Origin of the sequence: Campylobacter iguaniorum, assembly GCF_000736415.1 — a bacterium.
In the GTDB taxonomy this organism is placed as follows: Bacteria; Campylobacterota; Campylobacteria; order Campylobacterales; family Campylobacteraceae; genus Campylobacter; species Campylobacter iguaniorum.
In genome coordinates, this window is record NZ_CP009043.1 from 1,653,487 (window position 1) to 1,668,966 (window position 15,480).

20 protein-coding genes are annotated in these 15,480 nt (G+C 36.8%); 2 read left to right on the forward strand and 18 right to left on the reverse strand.

All coding sequences use genetic code 11. The features are described from left to right. Genes CIG1485E_RS08425 through CIG1485E_RS09240 form a run of 4 tightly spaced genes read right to left on the reverse strand, consistent with a single transcriptional unit; the run spans nt 1 to nt 1,841 of the window. Entirely contained in the window at nt 1–240 is a 240-nt protein-coding gene (locus CIG1485E_RS08425; protein WP_038455398.1) for an acyl carrier protein, read from the reverse strand. A gap of 2 nt (nt 241–242) precedes the next feature. Then, nucleotides 243–494: a phosphopantetheine-binding protein gene (locus CIG1485E_RS08430; protein ID WP_144242194.1), complete on the reverse strand. Its 252-nt coding sequence runs from the start codon at nt 492–494 to the stop codon at nt 243–245. Beyond that, nucleotides 484–1,233, reverse strand: coding sequence for a lysophospholipid acyltransferase family protein (locus CIG1485E_RS08435; protein ID WP_235183853.1), 750 nt, complete (start codon nt 1,231–1,233; stop codon nt 484–486). Before CIG1485E_RS08435 ends, CIG1485E_RS08430 begins: the two co-directional genes overlap by 11 nt. Beyond that, nucleotides 1,230–1,841: a beta-ketoacyl synthase chain length factor gene (locus CIG1485E_RS09240; RefSeq protein ID WP_158336121.1), complete on the reverse strand. Its 612-nt coding sequence runs from the start codon at nt 1,839–1,841 to the stop codon at nt 1,230–1,232. The genes CIG1485E_RS08435 and CIG1485E_RS09240 overlap by 4 nt, the downstream gene beginning before the upstream one ends. A gap of 228 nt (nt 1,842–2,069) precedes the next feature. Between CIG1485E_RS09240 and CIG1485E_RS08445 the strand changes: the two genes are divergently transcribed. Further along, on the forward strand, nt 2,070–2,651 hold the full coding sequence (locus CIG1485E_RS08445; protein ID WP_038455404.1) for an NAD(P)H-dependent oxidoreductase: 582 nt from the start codon (nt 2,070–2,072) through the stop codon (nt 2,649–2,651). On the opposite strand, the gene CIG1485E_RS08450 is transcribed toward CIG1485E_RS08445, so the two are convergent. The 6 genes from CIG1485E_RS08450 to CIG1485E_RS08475 all read right to left on the reverse strand — a co-directional run bounded on the left by CIG1485E_RS08450 (nt 2,648) and on the right by CIG1485E_RS08475 (nt 7,459). Continuing rightward, nucleotides 2,648–3,244: a flavodoxin gene (locus CIG1485E_RS08450; protein WP_051870970.1), complete on the reverse strand. Its 597-nt coding sequence runs from the start codon at nt 3,242–3,244 to the stop codon at nt 2,648–2,650. The two genes, CIG1485E_RS08445 and CIG1485E_RS08450, sit on opposite strands and share 4 nt — an antisense overlap. 8 nt (nt 3,245–3,252) lie before the next feature. Continuing rightward, nucleotides 3,253–3,726: a flavodoxin gene (locus CIG1485E_RS08455; protein WP_038455406.1), complete on the reverse strand. Its 474-nt coding sequence runs from the start codon at nt 3,724–3,726 to the stop codon at nt 3,253–3,255. Nucleotides 3,727–3,735: 9 nt separating this feature from the next. Then, nucleotides 3,736–4,749, reverse strand: coding sequence for an SDR family oxidoreductase (locus CIG1485E_RS08460; protein WP_051870971.1), 1,014 nt, complete (start codon nt 4,747–4,749; stop codon nt 3,736–3,738). Continuing rightward, nucleotides 4,746–6,047, reverse strand: coding sequence for an NTP/NDP exchange transporter (locus tag CIG1485E_RS08465; RefSeq protein WP_038455408.1), 1,302 nt, complete (start codon nt 6,045–6,047; stop codon nt 4,746–4,748). Before CIG1485E_RS08465 ends, CIG1485E_RS08460 begins: the two co-directional genes overlap by 4 nt. Further along, nucleotides 6,044–6,889 carry an aldo/keto reductase gene (locus tag CIG1485E_RS08470; RefSeq protein ID WP_038455410.1) on the reverse strand — a complete coding sequence of 282 codons (846 nt, stop codon included), beginning with the start codon at nt 6,887–6,889 and terminating at the stop codon, nt 6,044–6,046. The genes CIG1485E_RS08465 and CIG1485E_RS08470 overlap by 4 nt, the downstream gene beginning before the upstream one ends. A 129-nt stretch (nt 6,890–7,018) precedes the next feature. Beyond that, nucleotides 7,019–7,459, reverse strand: coding sequence for a MerR family transcriptional regulator (locus CIG1485E_RS08475; protein WP_038455412.1), 441 nt, complete (start codon nt 7,457–7,459; stop codon nt 7,019–7,021). Nucleotides 7,460–7,608: 149 nt separating this feature from the next. Here CIG1485E_RS08475 and CIG1485E_RS08480 point away from each other — a divergent pair, with 149 nt between their 5' ends. Continuing rightward, complete coding sequence (locus CIG1485E_RS08480; protein ID WP_038455414.1) at nt 7,609–9,318, forward strand: SulP family inorganic anion transporter; 1,710 nt, start codon at nt 7,609–7,611, stop codon at nt 9,316–9,318. Between the two features lie 49 nt (nt 9,319–9,367). Here the strand turns inward: CIG1485E_RS08480 and thyX are convergent, their stop codons facing one another. The 8 genes from thyX to CIG1485E_RS08520 all read right to left on the reverse strand — a co-directional run bounded on the left by thyX (nt 9,368) and on the right by CIG1485E_RS08520 (nt 15,479). After that, the gene (gene thyX / locus CIG1485E_RS08485) at nt 9,368–9,988 is read right to left on the reverse strand and encodes an FAD-dependent thymidylate synthase (RefSeq protein WP_038455415.1); all 621 of its coding nucleotides are present in this window, start codon (nt 9,986–9,988) and stop codon (nt 9,368–9,370) included. A 32-nt stretch (nt 9,989–10,020) separates the two neighbouring features. After that, complete coding sequence (locus tag CIG1485E_RS08490) at nt 10,021–11,673, reverse strand: GMC oxidoreductase (RefSeq protein WP_038455417.1); 1,653 nt, start codon at nt 11,671–11,673, stop codon at nt 10,021–10,023. Nucleotides 11,674–11,698: 25 nt separating this feature from the next. Beyond that, nucleotides 11,699–12,196 carry a gluconate 2-dehydrogenase subunit 3 family protein gene (locus tag CIG1485E_RS08495; RefSeq protein ID WP_051870972.1) on the reverse strand — a complete coding sequence of 166 codons (498 nt, stop codon included), beginning with the start codon at nt 12,194–12,196 and terminating at the stop codon, nt 11,699–11,701. Then, complete coding sequence (locus CIG1485E_RS08500) at nt 12,186–12,620, reverse strand: HvfX family Cu-binding RiPP maturation protein (protein ID WP_038455418.1); 435 nt, start codon at nt 12,618–12,620, stop codon at nt 12,186–12,188. Before CIG1485E_RS08500 ends, CIG1485E_RS08495 begins: the two co-directional genes overlap by 11 nt. Before the next feature lie 78 nt (nt 12,621–12,698). Continuing rightward, nucleotides 12,699–12,899, reverse strand: coding sequence for an HvfA family oxazolone/thioamide-modified RiPP metallophore (locus CIG1485E_RS08505; protein ID WP_038455420.1), 201 nt, complete (start codon nt 12,897–12,899; stop codon nt 12,699–12,701). Nucleotides 12,900–12,988: 89 nt separating this feature from the next. Continuing rightward, nucleotides 12,989–13,588, reverse strand: a complete 600-nt coding sequence (locus tag CIG1485E_RS08510) for a nitroreductase family protein (protein ID WP_038455422.1) — start codon at nt 13,586–13,588, stop codon at nt 12,989–12,991. Nucleotides 13,589–13,681: 93 nt separating this feature from the next. Further along, on the reverse strand, nt 13,682–14,197 hold the full coding sequence (locus tag CIG1485E_RS08515; RefSeq protein ID WP_038455752.1) for a pyridoxamine 5'-phosphate oxidase family protein: 516 nt from the start codon (nt 14,195–14,197) through the stop codon (nt 13,682–13,684). Between the two features lie 334 nt (nt 14,198–14,531). After that, nucleotides 14,532–15,479, reverse strand: a complete 948-nt coding sequence (locus tag CIG1485E_RS08520) for an HTH domain-containing protein (RefSeq protein WP_038455423.1) — start codon at nt 15,477–15,479, stop codon at nt 14,532–14,534. Nucleotide 15,480 lies beyond the last annotated feature (1 nt).

Genomic DNA, 15,480 nt, shown 5'->3' on the forward strand with positions numbered 1-15,480 from the left:
TTAGAATTTTTTAGCAACTGCTTCTACGATATCGCCTAGGGTTCGGACGTTTTTGAAGTCGTTTGGCTCTAGTCTGTGGCCAGTTTGTCTTTTGATATAATCAATCAAATCAATCGCATCAATGCTATCTATGTCTAAATCTTCGTAAATTTTAGCTTCAAGCTTTATCTTTTCTGGCTCCATTTCAAAAAGCTCAACCAAAGCATTTCTTAAAATCTCAAATATCTCATCTTTATTCATAATTATTTCCTATTTTTTTCTACAAAATCAGCTAGCGACTTTACGCTGTGATAAATCTCTTTTAGATTATCGGTTTTAGCGTCTACGGCTATTCCATATTTTTTTTGCATAGAAAGTCCGAGCTCCAAAGCATCCACACTATCAAGTCCAAGCCCATCACCACTGAAAAGCGGGGCGTTTTCATCTATGTCAGATATTTTCATATCTTCTAAATTTAGATCTTTTATGATTAATTCTTTGATCTCATCTATCATTTTTAAACTCCTCATTGTAAATTTCTTTTAAGCAATTATGCAAGGCTCTGGCTCTTATGGGATCAGGCTTTTGCGTGCTAAAATCATCTATTTGAATGCTAGGTAATACTTTAAATTTATAGTTTATAGTATTTGCTGGTGTTTTATACCACGCCTCGCCCTTTTTTAGGCTTCTTGGCTTCATATCAAGATAAATAGGCGTCAGATATTTCGCCGATTTTATAGCGATATAAGCAGCAGCTTTATGAAAAACAATCTCATCTTTTGTCCTGCTGCCCTCAGGGAACATAACCAAAATCTCCCCATTTTTCAAAGCTTCACAAGCTTTGTTTAAAAACTCTTCGTTGTTTGTGTTTGGTATGTAACCACAAGCCTTTATGGCTGCAAACAAAAAAATATTTTTTTCTAGTTCGCCTTTTACTATGCAATTTGCGTTTTTGATTTTTGATAAGAAAAATACAATATCAAGCAAACTTGGGTGATTTGAAATGATTATTTCTCCTGGTCTGCCTACTGTTTTTAAAATAGAAGCATTTGAGTGCTGATAGCCTAAAAACTCTGTAAAAAATATGAAAAATCCCCAAGCATTTCTTACTAAAAATCTAGAAAATCGCCTTACAAATTTATACTTTTGTAATCCTAGCAAAATTATAGGGCAAAAAAGTAGATTGCCAAAAATACAGATAATCCCAAACCAAATGAACAAAAAGCCAGTTATGCAAATTTTGATAAATTTCACTGCCCAAAGCTCCATTTGTAGATCAGTTTATCGCCTGTAAAGCTAAAATTATTTGGATAATTCTTCACAAAAACTTCCGTGCTTTTTGGGTTTTCTTTTTGGATTTGGGCGTTTTTATCAAACTCTTCAAAGCAAAGCTCGCAGCTATCGCCATTTTTAATGATAAAGGCAACACATTGTTTAAACTCGCTTAACGCATCTTCTTCGTAAGCAATAACGCAAATTTGCTGAAACTCATTAAGCTTTGAAATAGCGCAAATCATAGCATCTTCAACTGGCGCGGAACTACTTATAGCGTATATCGGACTATGTATTTGGCGCAAAATCCCAATACTTGCAACCGGAGCATTTAGCACTGAAGCTGAAAAAGAGTTTGGAGAAACCAGCGATGAGCCACTTAGCTCAGATAACAAATCTATACAACGGTTTATCTCGCCGAAATTTGACGCAAATACTATAGGCATATCAAATTGCCCAAAATCCAAGATACTAGAATAGATAAATTTAGCCGTATTGCTTAGTTTTCTGCGATTTAGTGGAGATATTTGGCTCAAATCCACCCCAGCGATATCTCCACAAGCGCCAAATTTAACTATATCAAATTTCATAATGGCAAAATCGCAAACGCAAAACATAGTAAAAAAATATGAATTTATTCACATTTATTCCTTTTAAATATATTATCATAATAATATCATTTTATTTTTTATTCTACATAATATTTGGCAAATAGAATTTAATTTTTGATTATAAATCCAAAATATTTTTATCATTTTAGCTAAATTTACCACTGATATAGTAAAATAATAATTCAACGACGAAATCAAAGGATACAAATGAATACTATTTTACTAATAAACGGCGCAAAAGACTTTGGCAGCTCAAAAGGTATTTTAAACCAAACCCTACAAAACCAAGCAAAGCAAACCCTAAAATCGCTTGGAAAAGATATCTTAGAAACCGTGATAGATGACGGATATGACGTAGCTGGCGAGCTTGAAAAGTGGCAAAAAGCAGACGCTATCATCTGGCAAATGCCTGGCTGGTGGATGGGCGAGCCTTGGATAGTCAAAAAATATATCGATGATGTACTTACCGCTGGATATGGCGTGCTATACCAAAACGACGGCAGAAGTAGGAAAGACGAAAGTGCGAAATACGGCTCAGGAGGACTAGCAAAAGACAAAAAATATATGTTTAGCCTCACTTGGAATGCGCCACTTGAAGCATTTACAAATAAAGAGCATTTTTTTGGTGGAGTTGGCGTAGATGGCGTGTATTTGCACTTGCATAAAGCTCATGAGTTTTTAGGAATGAGTGCTTTAGCCACTTTCATCTGCAATGACGTAGTCAAAAATCCGCAAGTAGAGCAGTATCTCAAAGACTATGATAAACATTTAAAAGAAATTTTCGCTTAAGAGTTTTGAAGCCATTTTTTTATGGCTTCTTTTTCTAAATTTAAAAATGCTTCGTCATTTGCTATCAAATTTGTATTAAATTCAGCTAAATCTCTTTTGGTTTTTTCTTTAAATTTAGCTACAAACGAATAAGCATCAAGTACGTTTGCATCGCAAAGATTTTTTATACTTTTTACCGCCATATCTATGCTCCAACCAGCATTTGATATAAAAGGAATAATAGTTTTATCATTCAAATCACTGTTTACCAAAAAGCTTTTTACAGGAGCGCAAATATCCAAAGACCAAAGTGGCACTCCCAAGAATATAGTATCGAATTGGCTCAAATCAAACTTAGTTTCAAGTTTTGGAAATATAGAATTTTGCTTTTGCAAATAAGCTAATTTAACCATTTCATCATAGTCTTTTGGATAGCTATCTTTAGTTTGTATCCTAAAAAGCTTAGCACCTGTTTGCATAGATATAAAGCTAGCAAATATATGCGTATTTAGCGTTCTAGAATAATACACTATAGCACTCTTACTGGTATTTGCAAATAAATTTGAACCAAATAAAAATATACTAAATTTAATAAAATCTCTACGATTGAGCATACAAAATCCTAATTAAGCTTTTTAATCAAATTTAAAACATCATTTTTACTAGCATAACTACTCATCACGCCGGTACTTTTAAAATTAGCCTTGCAAATTTGAGCTAAGATATTTTGAGTTTGCCCCATACCACTTCCGCCACTTGTAGCAAACAGCACCACGGATTTAGCGCTAAAATCATAACTTTGTAAAAATGTCTGAATGATACGCGGCGCCTCATACCACCATATCGGAAAGCCCACGTAAACAGTATCGTAAGCGTCTAAATTTGGCTTCAAATTTGCTATGGCTGGGCGTGAGTGGGCGTCTTTCATCTCTAGGCTTGAGCGAGAGTTTGAATCGTGCCAGTTTAGATCATTTGGGGTGTAAATTTGAGCTGGAACTATCTCAAAAAGCTCGCCTCCGGCTGCGTCGGCGATTGTTTTTGCTAGTCTTGCAGTTTGCCCGCTTGCTGAAAAATAAGCTACTAATATCTTGTTCATTTTTTCTCCTTATCTAGCGCTAAATGCGCTTCCTGCTGAGTTTTCAAAGTCTGCTGCGCTTCCTGCGTAAGCCTCAGTATTTTTCATATCTTCTTCAAGCCAGGCTATTTTATTTTTAGCAGAGCTAAATGCTGCCGCGCCCAAAAATAGGCTAAAAGGAGGTTCTTTCATTCTTGAAACGTTATATAAAATCTCTGCGAATTTAGCTGGATTGCCAGCTTGTTTGCCACTATAATTTTTCGCATGAGTCTCAAAAGCTTCTCTTTTTAGCTCATAATCACTAATTCTATCTTTTTTACTTAGCTCCATGCTAGTGCCTAAAAACTGCGTTCTAAAGCCAGCTGGCATGATATTTACGCTGTGAATCCCAAAGTCTTTGAGATCTAGCAAAAGCCCTTCACTAAGCGCGCTAAGAGCAAATTTACTCATGCAATACGGCGTTGAATTGTTTGAGGCTCTAAATCCAGCTATCGAGCTAAGATTAAATATCCTTGCTCTGATATTTTGTGCGTTTCCACCCTCTTTAATGGCTTGTGGACGCATAAGCTTTAATGCGTGTTTTGCTACAAGAAATGGCGCGAAAACATTTACTTCAAACTGCGCCCTAAGATCAGCTTCGCTAGTTTCTTCGACAAAGCCAAGAAGCCCATATCCAGCGTTGTTTACCACGTTATCAAGTCTGCCAAATTTAGCCTTGATTGCGGCGATATTTGCCTCTATATTTTGGCTCATTTTCTCATCAAATTTAAGCTCCAAAGGCAAGAAATTATCACTCTCATTTCCGAGCTTGTCTATGATATTAGCAAGATTTCTACTAGTTCCTGCGACCTTGTCTCCTTTGCTTAGAAGGTATTTTGCAAGAGCTAGCCCTAGCCCACCGCTTGCTGCTGTGATATACCAAACTTGAGTATTCATCTTATTTTCCTTATTACTGGTTTTTGCATTTAAAATAGTCGCCCCAGCCAAACTTACAGCGCCTAAAATCATACTATTTTTTATAAATTTACGCCTAGAATCTTTCATTTTGTCTCCTCGCTTTTAAATTTAAAATCCTCTTTTTCATACCTTTTGCCAAGATACACGCCCAAAATCCCCCATGCAAAGCTAATGAAAGCCCCCACAAACAAAACAGCACTTATGCTAATCTTGGCTATAGCGCCTTCTACTGCCGCGCTCATGGAATCCCCAGCTCTATAAACCACGGTATCTAGGAAATTTTTGACCTTGTATTTACTCTCGCTATCAAGTGGCACAAAAAGCATCTCACGACCAGGTTTTACAAGTGAGTATTCGCCTATGCGTCTTATACTCATCACAAGCACCAAAACCCCAAAAGTAGGATAAAATGCCAGTAAAACAAACCCCAAAGCTACCACAAATCCAAGCACGCCCAAAAGCCATTTGACACCGAAAAACTCTGCTATCTTTGAAGTGATGAAAATCTGGATCAAAAAGCTGGAGAGTTGCACGATAAAATCGATATTTGCAAATGCTGCTGCTCTTGCTTCTCTGCTCTCAAACATACCAGAGATTATTCTTGCTTGCTCCATATATAAAAACGTCGAAACGCTAGTAAGCAAGAGTATAAATCCTAGTAAAGCTAGCAAATAATGCGATTTGATAATCAAGAAAAAGCCCACAAATGGATTTTTGGAGCCGATTGGTCGCTCAAATCTCTCTTTTATAGAGGCCACGCCAGTTTGAGGTATTTCTAAACTCAAAGCTTCTTTGATTAGCAAATTTTTTAATACTAAAGAGACGACAAGGCAGGTTACAGAGATAAAAATAAAGCTTGGAACGTCTATAAATTTACTCAAAAACGACACAAAAAACGCTCCAACAATCCCACCTAAACTAGCTCCAGCCGAGATAATGCCAAATAATCTAGCGCTTCTTTCTTTGCTAAAAAGGTCAGCCAACAAACTCCAAGCAGTGCTAATCACAAAAATATTAAAAACGCTCACCCAAATATAAAAGCTTCTAGCTACGATTAAGTATGCCTCGCTGCTTTGTGGAATTTGGCGAATAAGGACAAAAAATCCTACTAAATTTAGAGCAAAAAAGCCATAAATAAAGTCTGTATAAAGCTTGCGTTTGATCGCTCCGCTTAAAATCATAGCCAAAATTGAGCCGATTATTGTAGCTATAAAAGTCCCTAAAAATAGCCATTTTAGCTCACTTGCCCCACCGCTTATGCCAAGGGCTTCTCTAATTGGTCTAAGCAAAGAATAACTAGCAAACAGACTAAATATAAAAAACGCAGCGATAAGCAAAAACTTGCCCTCGCCCTTTTTTAGGCTTAGAATTTGATTTATATTCATTTAAAGAGCCCGTTTAAAAACTTAACCGTTTCTGGCTCGCGGTGATCTAAAAATAGGGTTTTTCCACTCTCAAGTCCAGCTATCAAGCTCATATCGTTTTCATCTAAGCTAAAGTCAAATACGCTGATATTTTCTATCATTATTTCTTTGCGAACTGTTTTTGGGATCACCACGACACCTCTTTGGATGAGCCATCTTAGTATCACTTGTGCGTTTGTTTTGCCATATTTTTTGCCAATATTTGCTATGGTTTGGTTATCAAACATCCCACTTTTGCCCTCGCCAAAAGGCGCCCAAGCCTCCATCACGATGCCAAATTCACTCATCACATTTTTTGCATACTCTTGGTTTAGCAACGGGTGGCATTCGATTTGGTTGATAGCTGGTTTGATTTCGTTATGCAAACAAAAATCCACAAGCCTATCTGGATAAAAATTACTCACGCCTATGGCTCTTATTTTGCCTTCTTTGTGTAGTTTGCTAAGCGCTCTCCAAGCTCCATAAACATCACCAAAAGGCTGATGTAAAAGATATAAATCAAGATAATCAAGACCAAGTTTTTTAAGCGAAATATCAAAAGCCTTTAATGCAGCCTCTTCGCTCATATCGCTTATCCAAAGCTTTGTAGTGATGAAAAGCTCTTCTCTTTTGATACCACTTGTCTTGATAGCTGTGCCGACTGCTTCTTCGTTGAAATACGCCTGAGCTGTATCGATCGACTTGTAGCCTACGCTAAGAGCGTCTTCTACACATCTTTGGCACTCTTTTAAATCGCTTATTTGATACACTCCATAACCCAAAATAGGCATCTTCACGCCATTATTTAACTCAACTACTTGCATAATCTCTCCTAATGATCTAAATTTAAACGACATTATAAAACCTTACACTAAGTGTTTGTCAAGGGTAAATTTGAAAAATTATATAAATTTAAGAAGAAAGTGGAATTTGGCTTATCCAAATTCCAAAGTTTATTTAGCAGATTTTATCTTTTTTTTGAGAGTCATTATGCCCTCATAATCCTTGCTTGCTGGATTGATCGTATCTTCATGACTGGCTATCATATTTTTATAATAACTGACCTTATAATCAAGTTTTTTATCTATCTCTTCTAGCTTTTTTATCTCAGATTTGATGAGCGCTTTTTGATCTTCTATCATTTTTAGCCTAAGAGGGGCACTACTTTTGCCCTTTGCGGCTAAGTTTATATAGTCTTTTACTTTTTCTATACTCATGCCAATTTTGCGGAAACAATCCACCCACATGACCCACTCTATATCTCTATCGCTGAAATAATTCACACCGTTTTTGTCACGCTCGACGAAAGGAAAAAGCCCTTTTGATAGCCAAAATCTGATAGTTCTTGATGAAATACCAGTTTGCTTTTCTACTTCGATGATAGTTTTTGCCATTTTAGTCCTTTAAATTTGACCATATTTTTGCATATTATAATCAAAAATTTAAAAAATTTGTAAAATATTTACTTTTATTTGTAAATTTTATTACAAATTTAATCTTATAGCTATATCATACAGATTTTAAAACTATTTAGGATATATTTATGAAACTCAAACTAGGCTTTCATCCAGAGCTTTTTGCGACCTTAAAAACGTATTCAAAAGATAAATTTATAGCTGATTTGATGGCTGGAGTCATCGTAGGCATCGTGGCATTGCCACTAGCAATTGCATTTGGCATAGCAAGTGGAGTAAGCCCAGAAAAAGGGCTGATAACTGCGATAATTGGCGGATTTATAGTCTCTTTTCTTGGCGGTACAAAAGTCCAAATCGGCGGGCCGACTGGTGCTTTTATTGTTATTGTTTATGGTATCGTGGCAAATCCACAGTTTGGGATTGGTGGGCTTGCAGTGGCTACCATAATGGCTGGAATCATGCTTATGCTAATGGGCTTTTTGAAGCTTGGAGGTATCATCAAATTTATCCCATATCCTATAATCGTGGGCTTTACGAGTGGTATTGCTGTGACTATATTTACCACGCAAGTTAATGATCTTTTGGGGCTAAATTTGACGAATTTGCCTGGCGATTTTTTCTCAAAATGGGTGGTTTATTTTTCGAATTTAAGCAGCATTACGCCTGTGGCTGTGTTTTTGAGTCTGCTTAGCGTGATTCTTATCCTTATCACACCTAAATTTTCTAAAAAAATCCCAGGAAGTCTGATAGCTATCATTATCGTGACTATTATTTCAGTTGCTTTGACTAAATATTTTGGAATTACTGGCATTACGACCATCGGCGATAGCTTCCCAGATTTGAGTGCCGATATTAAGCTTCAAGGCTTTGATTTGCCAAATTTAGACCAAATCCAGCTTCTAATTCCACTTGCTTTAACAATTGCGATTTTGGGCGCGATAGAAAGCTTGCTTTCTGCGACTGTGGCTGATGGCATCACAGGAGACAAGCATAACTCAAACACCGAGCTAGTCGCACAAGGCGCTGCAAACGTAGTCGTGCCGTTTTTTGGTGGTATTCCAGTCACTGGAGCAATCGCTAGAACCATGACAAACGTAAATAACGGAGCAAAAAGCCCAATTGCAGGCATTATCCACGCTGTGATGCTGCTGCTTATCATGCTATTTTTACTCCCACTAGCTAAGCACATTCCGCTAGCTTGTTTGGCTGGAGTTTTGGCTGTGATTTCATATAATATGAGTGAGTGGAGAACGTTTTTATCACTCATCAAAAACTCAAGATCTGATGCAAGCGTGCTTATCATCACGTTTTTGCTAACAGTGATTTTCAACCTAACTGTAGCTATAGAAGTCGGACTTTTGTTTGCTGTGCTTTTGTTTATGAAGCGAGTTTCAGAAAATACCAAAATCTCAGTGGCTACTGGTGGGCTTGATCTTAGCGATGAGGGCGAGTTTCACCATGAAGAAGCTAAGCTTGAGCTAAGAGATGGAATAGAAGTTTATGAGATAGATGGGCCGTTTTTCTTCGGAGTGGCAAACAAAATAGATGAGCTGATGAATATCGTCGCAGAGCATAAAGCAAAAGTAAGAATAATCCGCATGAGAAAGGTTCCGTTTATGGATACGACTGGGCTTCACAACCTAGAAAGCCTATATAGACTCTCTCACGATCACGGCATACACGTCGTCTTATCTGGCGTAAATAGAGATGTCAGAAAAGTCTTAAGAAACTCACCACTATATAATCAAATAGGCAAAAAGAACGTTTGTGCCAACATCAGTGTAGCACTAAAAGTGGCAAATGAATATCTTGATAGCTTGCCAGAGCAAGAAGATTAAAGCAGCTTGCTTTAATCAATTTTAATTGGCTCTTGAGTTGTTTTTAGCCTTAATCAATTTTAGCCAAATGATCTTCGTAGATAAATTTATGCTCTTCGGGCAAATTTTGGTAGATTAAATTTGCTAATTCTCTTATCTCCCAAAGCGCTGATTTAGAGCTTCTAAGAGCGATGAAGTTTTGCAAGCTTCTAGCATTGATACTCCAGCTTAGCTCAGTTTTATAGCTCTCAGGTAAGCAGTATTTAGCTATGTCAAGGCTTGTATTTTTAGCTAGAATTTGACGTAAGTTTTCAAGTGCGTTTATGCTAGCATTATCGACAAACTCATTGCCAGTTAGCACTAAATATCTACTTGCATTTTCAAAATCCCCAGCTTTAAATTCACTTTCGTTTTTTAGCTCTTTTAGGGTGTAGCGAGTGCTTTTCACGCTTAGACTTGCGATACGGTGACGGACTAATTCTTGAAGCAACGCTCTACTCACGCCTTTTATATAAAAATTATAATAAAGATGTTCAAGTGTGCTTGCGTGTTTAAATTTGTTTCCCACACGGTCGATCAGTTCTATATCTTTTTCTCCACCATTATCGCTTTTATCAAAGCTTTGCCAGCAAGTGCGAATGGCGTTTGAGCAGACCCAAAGCGGCGTGTGATTTAGCAATTTGACTTCCATAAATTTCCTTTTTTGGCGTAATTTTACCAAATTTATACTAAATTTAAGAGCCTTTTTTTGATGATATCTGCCACCCTAAATGAATTTGCATATATGCTCCAAGTATAAGGCACGCTTCCACCAGTAGGCATAAATGAAGCGTCGCTAACATAAAGATTTGTTAGTTCGTGAGCTTTGCAGTTTTTATCTAAAACGCTAGTGCTAGGATCATCACCAAATCTAGCCCCGCCAGCTACTAAATTTGGTGGCGGATCATAACTAGCATTATAGCTAACATCTTTTGCACCCATTTTTTCTAGGATTTTTACAGCTTGTTTAGACAAAAACTCACCGACTTTGAGATCGTGTTTGTGAGCTTCTAGGTTTATCAGGGCTACTGGTACGCCGTATTTGTCTTTGTAAGTATCACTAACACTAACAAAAGTTGTGTTAGTAGGTAACCAGTCATTAAAGACCTCAAATGTCAGCTTTCTACTAGCATAAATATTGGCTTTTATCTTTGCCATAAGTTTATCCCCATAGAGCAAATTTCCGTCATCGTCGTAAAACTGCTCTATGATATTTGGAATAATATTTGGGTGCTCAAATAAAAAATCGATCGTTCCGCCTTTGTACTTTTTGCCATTTTGGCTAAATTCATACCAATTTTGGATAAATCTATTAAAAAACAGTCCCCTACTCATCAAGGCATCACCATCAAATTTACTAAGATCTTTTAGATAAAATGTCCCGCTTCCAGCCCCACCAGCTGAAAAAATCAAATTTTTGCCGACTTGATTTGAGTTGTTTGCTAGTCCGTTTGGAAAGTGCTTGTTTTTTGAGTTTAGAAGTAGCCTTGAAGTCTCGATCGCTTGAGCTGCGACTACGAAAATTTTGGCTTTTATGCTGTGAGATTTTTTAAATTCATCATAATACAAAGCCTCTTTTACACTAAATTTATCACTCACTAGCTTGTAAACAAAGGCCTTTGGGATGATTTTGGCAGGGCACTGCTGGAGCAAAACACGCCCACTGCCCTTAGCCCTACTCGCACAAGGAAATCCCCCGCAAAAATGCGAATAATAACACGCATTTCTATCAAGCAAATTTCGTGAAATAATAGCTCTTGGGGTTGGAAGCGGGGTAAGTCCAAGATCCAAAGCTGCTTTATCAAACCACTTTGTAGCTTCGTTTTCTTCTAGTTTTTCATACGGAAAATGCATCTTGCTTCTAGGCTCACTAAATTTATGCTTTACGACTTTTCCAGATACGCCGACAACCTCTTCAACCTTCGTATAATATGGCTCCAAATCATCATAGCTTATTGGCCAATCAATAACATTTGCACCATCAATTTCGCCATAAACGCTTTTTAGCCTAAAATCATTTGGCTTAAGCCTATGAAAAAACCCACTCATCAAATTTGAGCTTCCGCCCACAAGTGAGCCATTCCAAAAGCTCCAAGTGCCTTTATATTCTTTAGTTTCGCCGTTTGGTTCTTTTTGGATTACGATATGATACTCATCTTTTAGCTCTGGGACGAACATTTTGCGTCTTGAAACGGCTAGTTCATCTTTGCTAAAATCATCTTCTTTGTAGAACTCGCCCTTTTCTAAAACAACCACGCTAAAGCCTGCTTTGCTTAGTTCATAAGCTACAGGGCTTGCACCTGCACCACTACCGATTATGCAAACATCATAAACCATTTATCGCCTTATTTAATCTGAATTTCTACAGAAATGGTACTTTTGGCTGAGGCAAACCAGTCTCATGAGCGACCCATTTCCAGCCATTTGCATCTATGTTTGCTCCATAAATCGGATCACCAAAAGTAGCCTCTGAACAAAAAATAAGCAGATCATAAACCCAATTTTCGCCCCAATCTTGCTCTTTTATAACCAAATTTAAAAGCCTGTTTTGTTCGTTTTGGCTTAAATTTACAAACGAAATTTGATAGTTTTGTCTTGCGATTTCATCAAGCCACAAGCAACCATTTATAAGAAAATTTTTATCTTTTTTTGAAATTTTTGAGTGAGATAAAACTAGTTTGAAATACGACAAAGCATCTATATTTAGAGCTTTTATCTGTGGAAATACGAGCTTTGAAACCCTGTCTAAAATAGAAAACACCTCATCAGTGCTTGGAGTTTTATCGCTGGCATTTAAGCCCATAAACGACAAAAGCAAGGCACAAGGCACTGTTTTGCAAAAAAACCGTCTATTTATCATCTTTGAATACTGCTTTATCAAGGCTGATTTTTCCGCCACCAAATGAAAAAAGAGTAAGTATCATAGCAAGATAATAAAGCGGAACTTCAAAACCGTTGTTCGCAAGACTATATCCGTTTTGGAAATGAACGCTAAAAATCGCAACCAAAATAATCACGATCAAAGGAACGCAAATAGCTCTAGTAAAAAGCCCAAGCACAAAAAGCACCACCGCCAAAGCCTCAAAAATAGCCACCAAATACACGCTCAAAAGTGGAAATGGCACCCCAATAGATGCGAACCACTCAGCAGTTGGCTCTATATTTTGCCATTTTAAAATCGCCGTTTCATAAAAGCCAAAAGCTAAAATCAAACGTATCAAAAGTAGCGTTATTGACTGAAAATTTGAAGACACCAAAGAAAGTAGCGAGCAAAAACTTCTCATGAAAATCCTTGTTTGTGTGATTGTATTTAAGAAGAAGTGCGACGATAAGCCACACTTAATAGGATTTATCAACTAAATTTACTTAGTTGCTCCGCATTTGCTAGCGCCACATTTCGCATCTTTTTTTGCGTCATCTTTTTTTGCGTCGCCACATTTTGTAGTTTTCTCGACTTTTGTATCGCCGCATTTGCTGGTGCCACATTTTTCTGCTGCGCTTAGGTTAGTTGTAAGACCAAAAGCTAAAAATAGACCTGTAAATAAAACTGCTAACTTTTTCATATATGCTCCTTAAGCTTTGAATATGATAAATCTTAGCATAATGCTTGCAGATAAACCGTGACCTGCGTCACAAAAGTCGCTTTTGTATATTATTTTTGTATTACGACTTGATCAAAGCTTTGTCTAGTTTTAGCTGGCGCCTTCTCATCACTGTATCCTAAAGCCACGACCAAAACTGGCTTAAAATGCTCGTCTAAACCTACAAATTTGGTTAATTTTTCAAGATCAAATCCAGCCACAATGCAGCTTTTTACATCTAAGCTCTGAGCGATATTTACTAGATTCGCACAAGCCATGTAGCACTGATTTGTCGCGTAAGCCATAATCTCATCGTCGCTTTGTGGGTCAAAGCGAGCCGCGAAGTGGTCAAGTGCTTTTTGCAATCTCTCGGGTGTGCGTGGTTTTCTATCTACTTGATGTCTGATAAACTCACATCCGCCTTTTAGATCATTTCTAGCGATGATGATGATCGCATGAGAGCAGTTTTTGACATGATCTTGATTATTGCAAATCTCTCCAAGCTCGGCCAAATCATCACTCTTGCTAACAACCATAAATTTCCAAGGTTCAAGCCCGCACGAACTAGGGCTAAGTCTTGTAAGATCCAAAATCTCGTCTATTGCCTCTTTAGCAATCTTTTTGCTAGTAAAATTTCTACACGAAAAGCGGTTTTGCATGATGTTTTTCATAGGATTCCTTTGATATAAATTTGCTAGATTATAACCTTTATTTGTGAATGTTTGGCGGTTAAATTTTATTAATTTCTATATCAAATTTAAATTTTATTTTATGATTTTTGCTTTTGCAGTTAATGACTCAATCTTTAGCTCATAAATGCTGGTTCTTTGAAGTGAGCCAGTCGCTGCAACGCTAAAATATTCCATATATTCAGGTGTGTATTTTTCACAAAGCAGGCGTAAAGCGTTGATTTTTTGGGCTTCGTCTGTGACTTCATAGGCTCTAGTTTTTGCGACCGCACTGAGATATTCTGTAGTAAAAACAGAGCTTCCAAGCTCTCTTGCATTGTCTTTGATGCTTTGGCAAAACTCATAGCTTGGGGCTGGAACCTCATTTTTACTAACAGCTACTAACGTAACGCTTTTACCGTTTTGGTAGAGCCTTGCCTTGCTTCCGACCTTTGCACCGTGTATAAAAATGCTATTTTCAACTCTTGCTATAGAGATAGGAATACTAAAAATCTCACCATCTTCATCTATGCAACTAAGCGTTGCGTACTGGCTATCATCTATTATTTTAAGAGCGTCTTGCTCGCCCAGCTCACGGTCTTTACGTCTCATATTTGATCCTTTCATATTTGATCCTTAAATCTCTTGGTCAAAAAAATCAGTATCGATTTTATAAATTTTCTTTATTTCTCTGATTTGAACACCAACTTCATATTTTATCATTAGCTCTGCTAGGAGACTGCTATTAAATAAATCATAGCCTAGTCTACTCTATTTTTATATAGCGGCTGCTTTTTTTGTGGTTAGAAATAAATCTTCTTCACTAAGTTTAAAATGGTCGGCTATAAAAACATAAGCTTCCCTAATAGTAAAATCAGTTTTATCTACCGCAAATTGTAAAATTGGAAAAGCTATTTCATTATACTTTGGAACTGAGTGAGCAAATTTAATCCTTGATTTTTTTCTCTTTTAGATAATTTTCTAATTTTTCATTATCTAAAACTTTATCAAATTCGATTATGCTTCGGTATTCTTTTTCTATATTAAACTCTTCAACGCTCTCAAGAAATTTTTTAAAATCTGGATTTTTGCTACTTAGCTCATTCATCACAGAGTAATCCAAACTTTCTTTAAATTTAGCCCTTGCTAAAATCACACTTTCATCGACATTTTGAGAACTTAGGCTAATGACGCCTATTCCAAATGAGCCACTCATTCGTTTGATGAGATCCATAAGCTCCTCATCGCTCTCATCAATATCAAGTGCAACAAGGTAGCCCTCGTTTGCCCAGCTTGAGTTACTAACAGCTTGAAAATAATACTCTCTAAAACTGCTTACATTTAAATGTTTTTTCATCTCAAAAGCATAAATTTTAACAGGAAGTGTGCTAAATTTGTTTATAAATTTGCTAAGCTCTTTTTGGTAGTCTCTGTATTCAAAGCTAACACCAACGATATCTGGATACAACCATTTATCAACGCCTTTTTGGGCTTTTTTACTACTTTCATGATAAATTGTTTTAGTATAAGCCTTAAAATTATCATTTACAAAAACAAATCTAGTCAAAAGAATGTGTAAATCTCTCTCACAATATGAAGTTTGTGGCTCTTTTGGAGATATTTGCTCTGCTAAATTTACAGGCTTGCTTACATCTTGATTTTTTAGTTTTATAAGCATAGGCTTTGTGCTAACTACTTCAAATACTGAATTTGGATTGCCTTTAATATCAATATAAATTCTAGCTCCAAAACTAGCCCAAGGAGTTTTACCACCTAAATTTAAATCGCTTATCAAATCCAAATCTTTTGCGATATGATACATACGATTTGGATTTAACGCCTCTTTTTTACGCTCTAAAACCTCTTTTGCTACTTCTATAATAGATTTTGCCATC

Excerpts from the sequence above, each read along its gene's own strand:
- CIG1485E_RS08500 (WP_038455418.1), bottom strand. The coding sequence starts at position 12,620 with ATGAGAAGTTTTTGCTCGCTACTTTCTTTGGTGTCTTCAAATTTTCAG.
- CIG1485E_RS08445 (WP_038455404.1), top strand. The coding sequence starts at position 2,070 with ATGAATACTATTTTACTAATAAACGGCGCAAAAGACTTTGGCAGCTCA.
- CIG1485E_RS08515 (WP_038455752.1), bottom strand. The coding sequence starts at position 14,197 with ATGAGACGTAAAGACCGTGAGCTGGGCGAGCAAGACGCTCTTAAAATA.
- thyX (WP_038455415.1), bottom strand. The coding sequence starts at position 9,988 with ATGGAAGTCAAATTGCTAAATCACACGCCGCTTTGGGTCTGCTCAAAC.
- CIG1485E_RS09240 (WP_158336121.1), bottom strand. The coding sequence starts at position 1,841 with ATGAAATTTGATATAGTTAAATTTGGCGCTTGTGGAGATATCGCTGGG.
- CIG1485E_RS08505 (WP_038455420.1), bottom strand. The coding sequence starts at position 12,899 with ATGAAAAAGTTAGCAGTTTTATTTACAGGTCTATTTTTAGCTTTTGGT.
- CIG1485E_RS08430 (WP_144242194.1), bottom strand. The coding sequence starts at position 494 with ATGATAGATGAGATCAAAGAATTAATCATAAAAGATCTAAATTTAGAA.
- CIG1485E_RS08510 (WP_038455422.1), bottom strand. The coding sequence starts at position 13,588 with ATGAAAAACATCATGCAAAACCGCTTTTCGTGTAGAAATTTTACTAGC.
- CIG1485E_RS08480 (WP_038455414.1), top strand. The coding sequence starts at position 7,609 with ATGAAACTCAAACTAGGCTTTCATCCAGAGCTTTTTGCGACCTTAAAA.
- CIG1485E_RS08465 (WP_038455408.1), bottom strand. The coding sequence starts at position 6,047 with ATGAATATAAATCAAATTCTAAGCCTAAAAAAGGGCGAGGGCAAGTTT.
- CIG1485E_RS08475 (WP_038455412.1), bottom strand. The coding sequence starts at position 7,459 with ATGGCAAAAACTATCATCGAAGTAGAAAAGCAAACTGGTATTTCATCA.
- CIG1485E_RS08460 (WP_051870971.1), bottom strand. The coding sequence starts at position 4,749 with ATGAAAGATTCTAGGCGTAAATTTATAAAAAATAGTATGATTTTAGGC.
- CIG1485E_RS08450 (WP_051870970.1), bottom strand. The coding sequence starts at position 3,244 with ATGCTCAATCGTAGAGATTTTATTAAATTTAGTATATTTTTATTTGGT.
- CIG1485E_RS08455 (WP_038455406.1), bottom strand. The coding sequence starts at position 3,726 with ATGAACAAGATATTAGTAGCTTATTTTTCAGCAAGCGGGCAAACTGCA.
- CIG1485E_RS08490 (WP_038455417.1), bottom strand. The coding sequence starts at position 11,673 with ATGGTTTATGATGTTTGCATAATCGGTAGTGGTGCAGGTGCAAGCCCT.
- CIG1485E_RS08520 (WP_038455423.1), bottom strand. The coding sequence starts at position 15,479 with ATGGCAAAATCTATTATAGAAGTAGCAAAAGAGGTTTTAGAGCGTAAA.
- CIG1485E_RS08495 (WP_051870972.1), bottom strand. The coding sequence starts at position 12,196 with ATGATAAATAGACGGTTTTTTTGCAAAACAGTGCCTTGTGCCTTGCTT.
- CIG1485E_RS08470 (WP_038455410.1), bottom strand. The coding sequence starts at position 6,889 with ATGCAAGTAGTTGAGTTAAATAATGGCGTGAAGATGCCTATTTTGGGT.
- CIG1485E_RS08425 (WP_038455398.1), bottom strand. The coding sequence starts at position 240 with ATGAATAAAGATGAGATATTTGAGATTTTAAGAAATGCTTTGGTTGAG.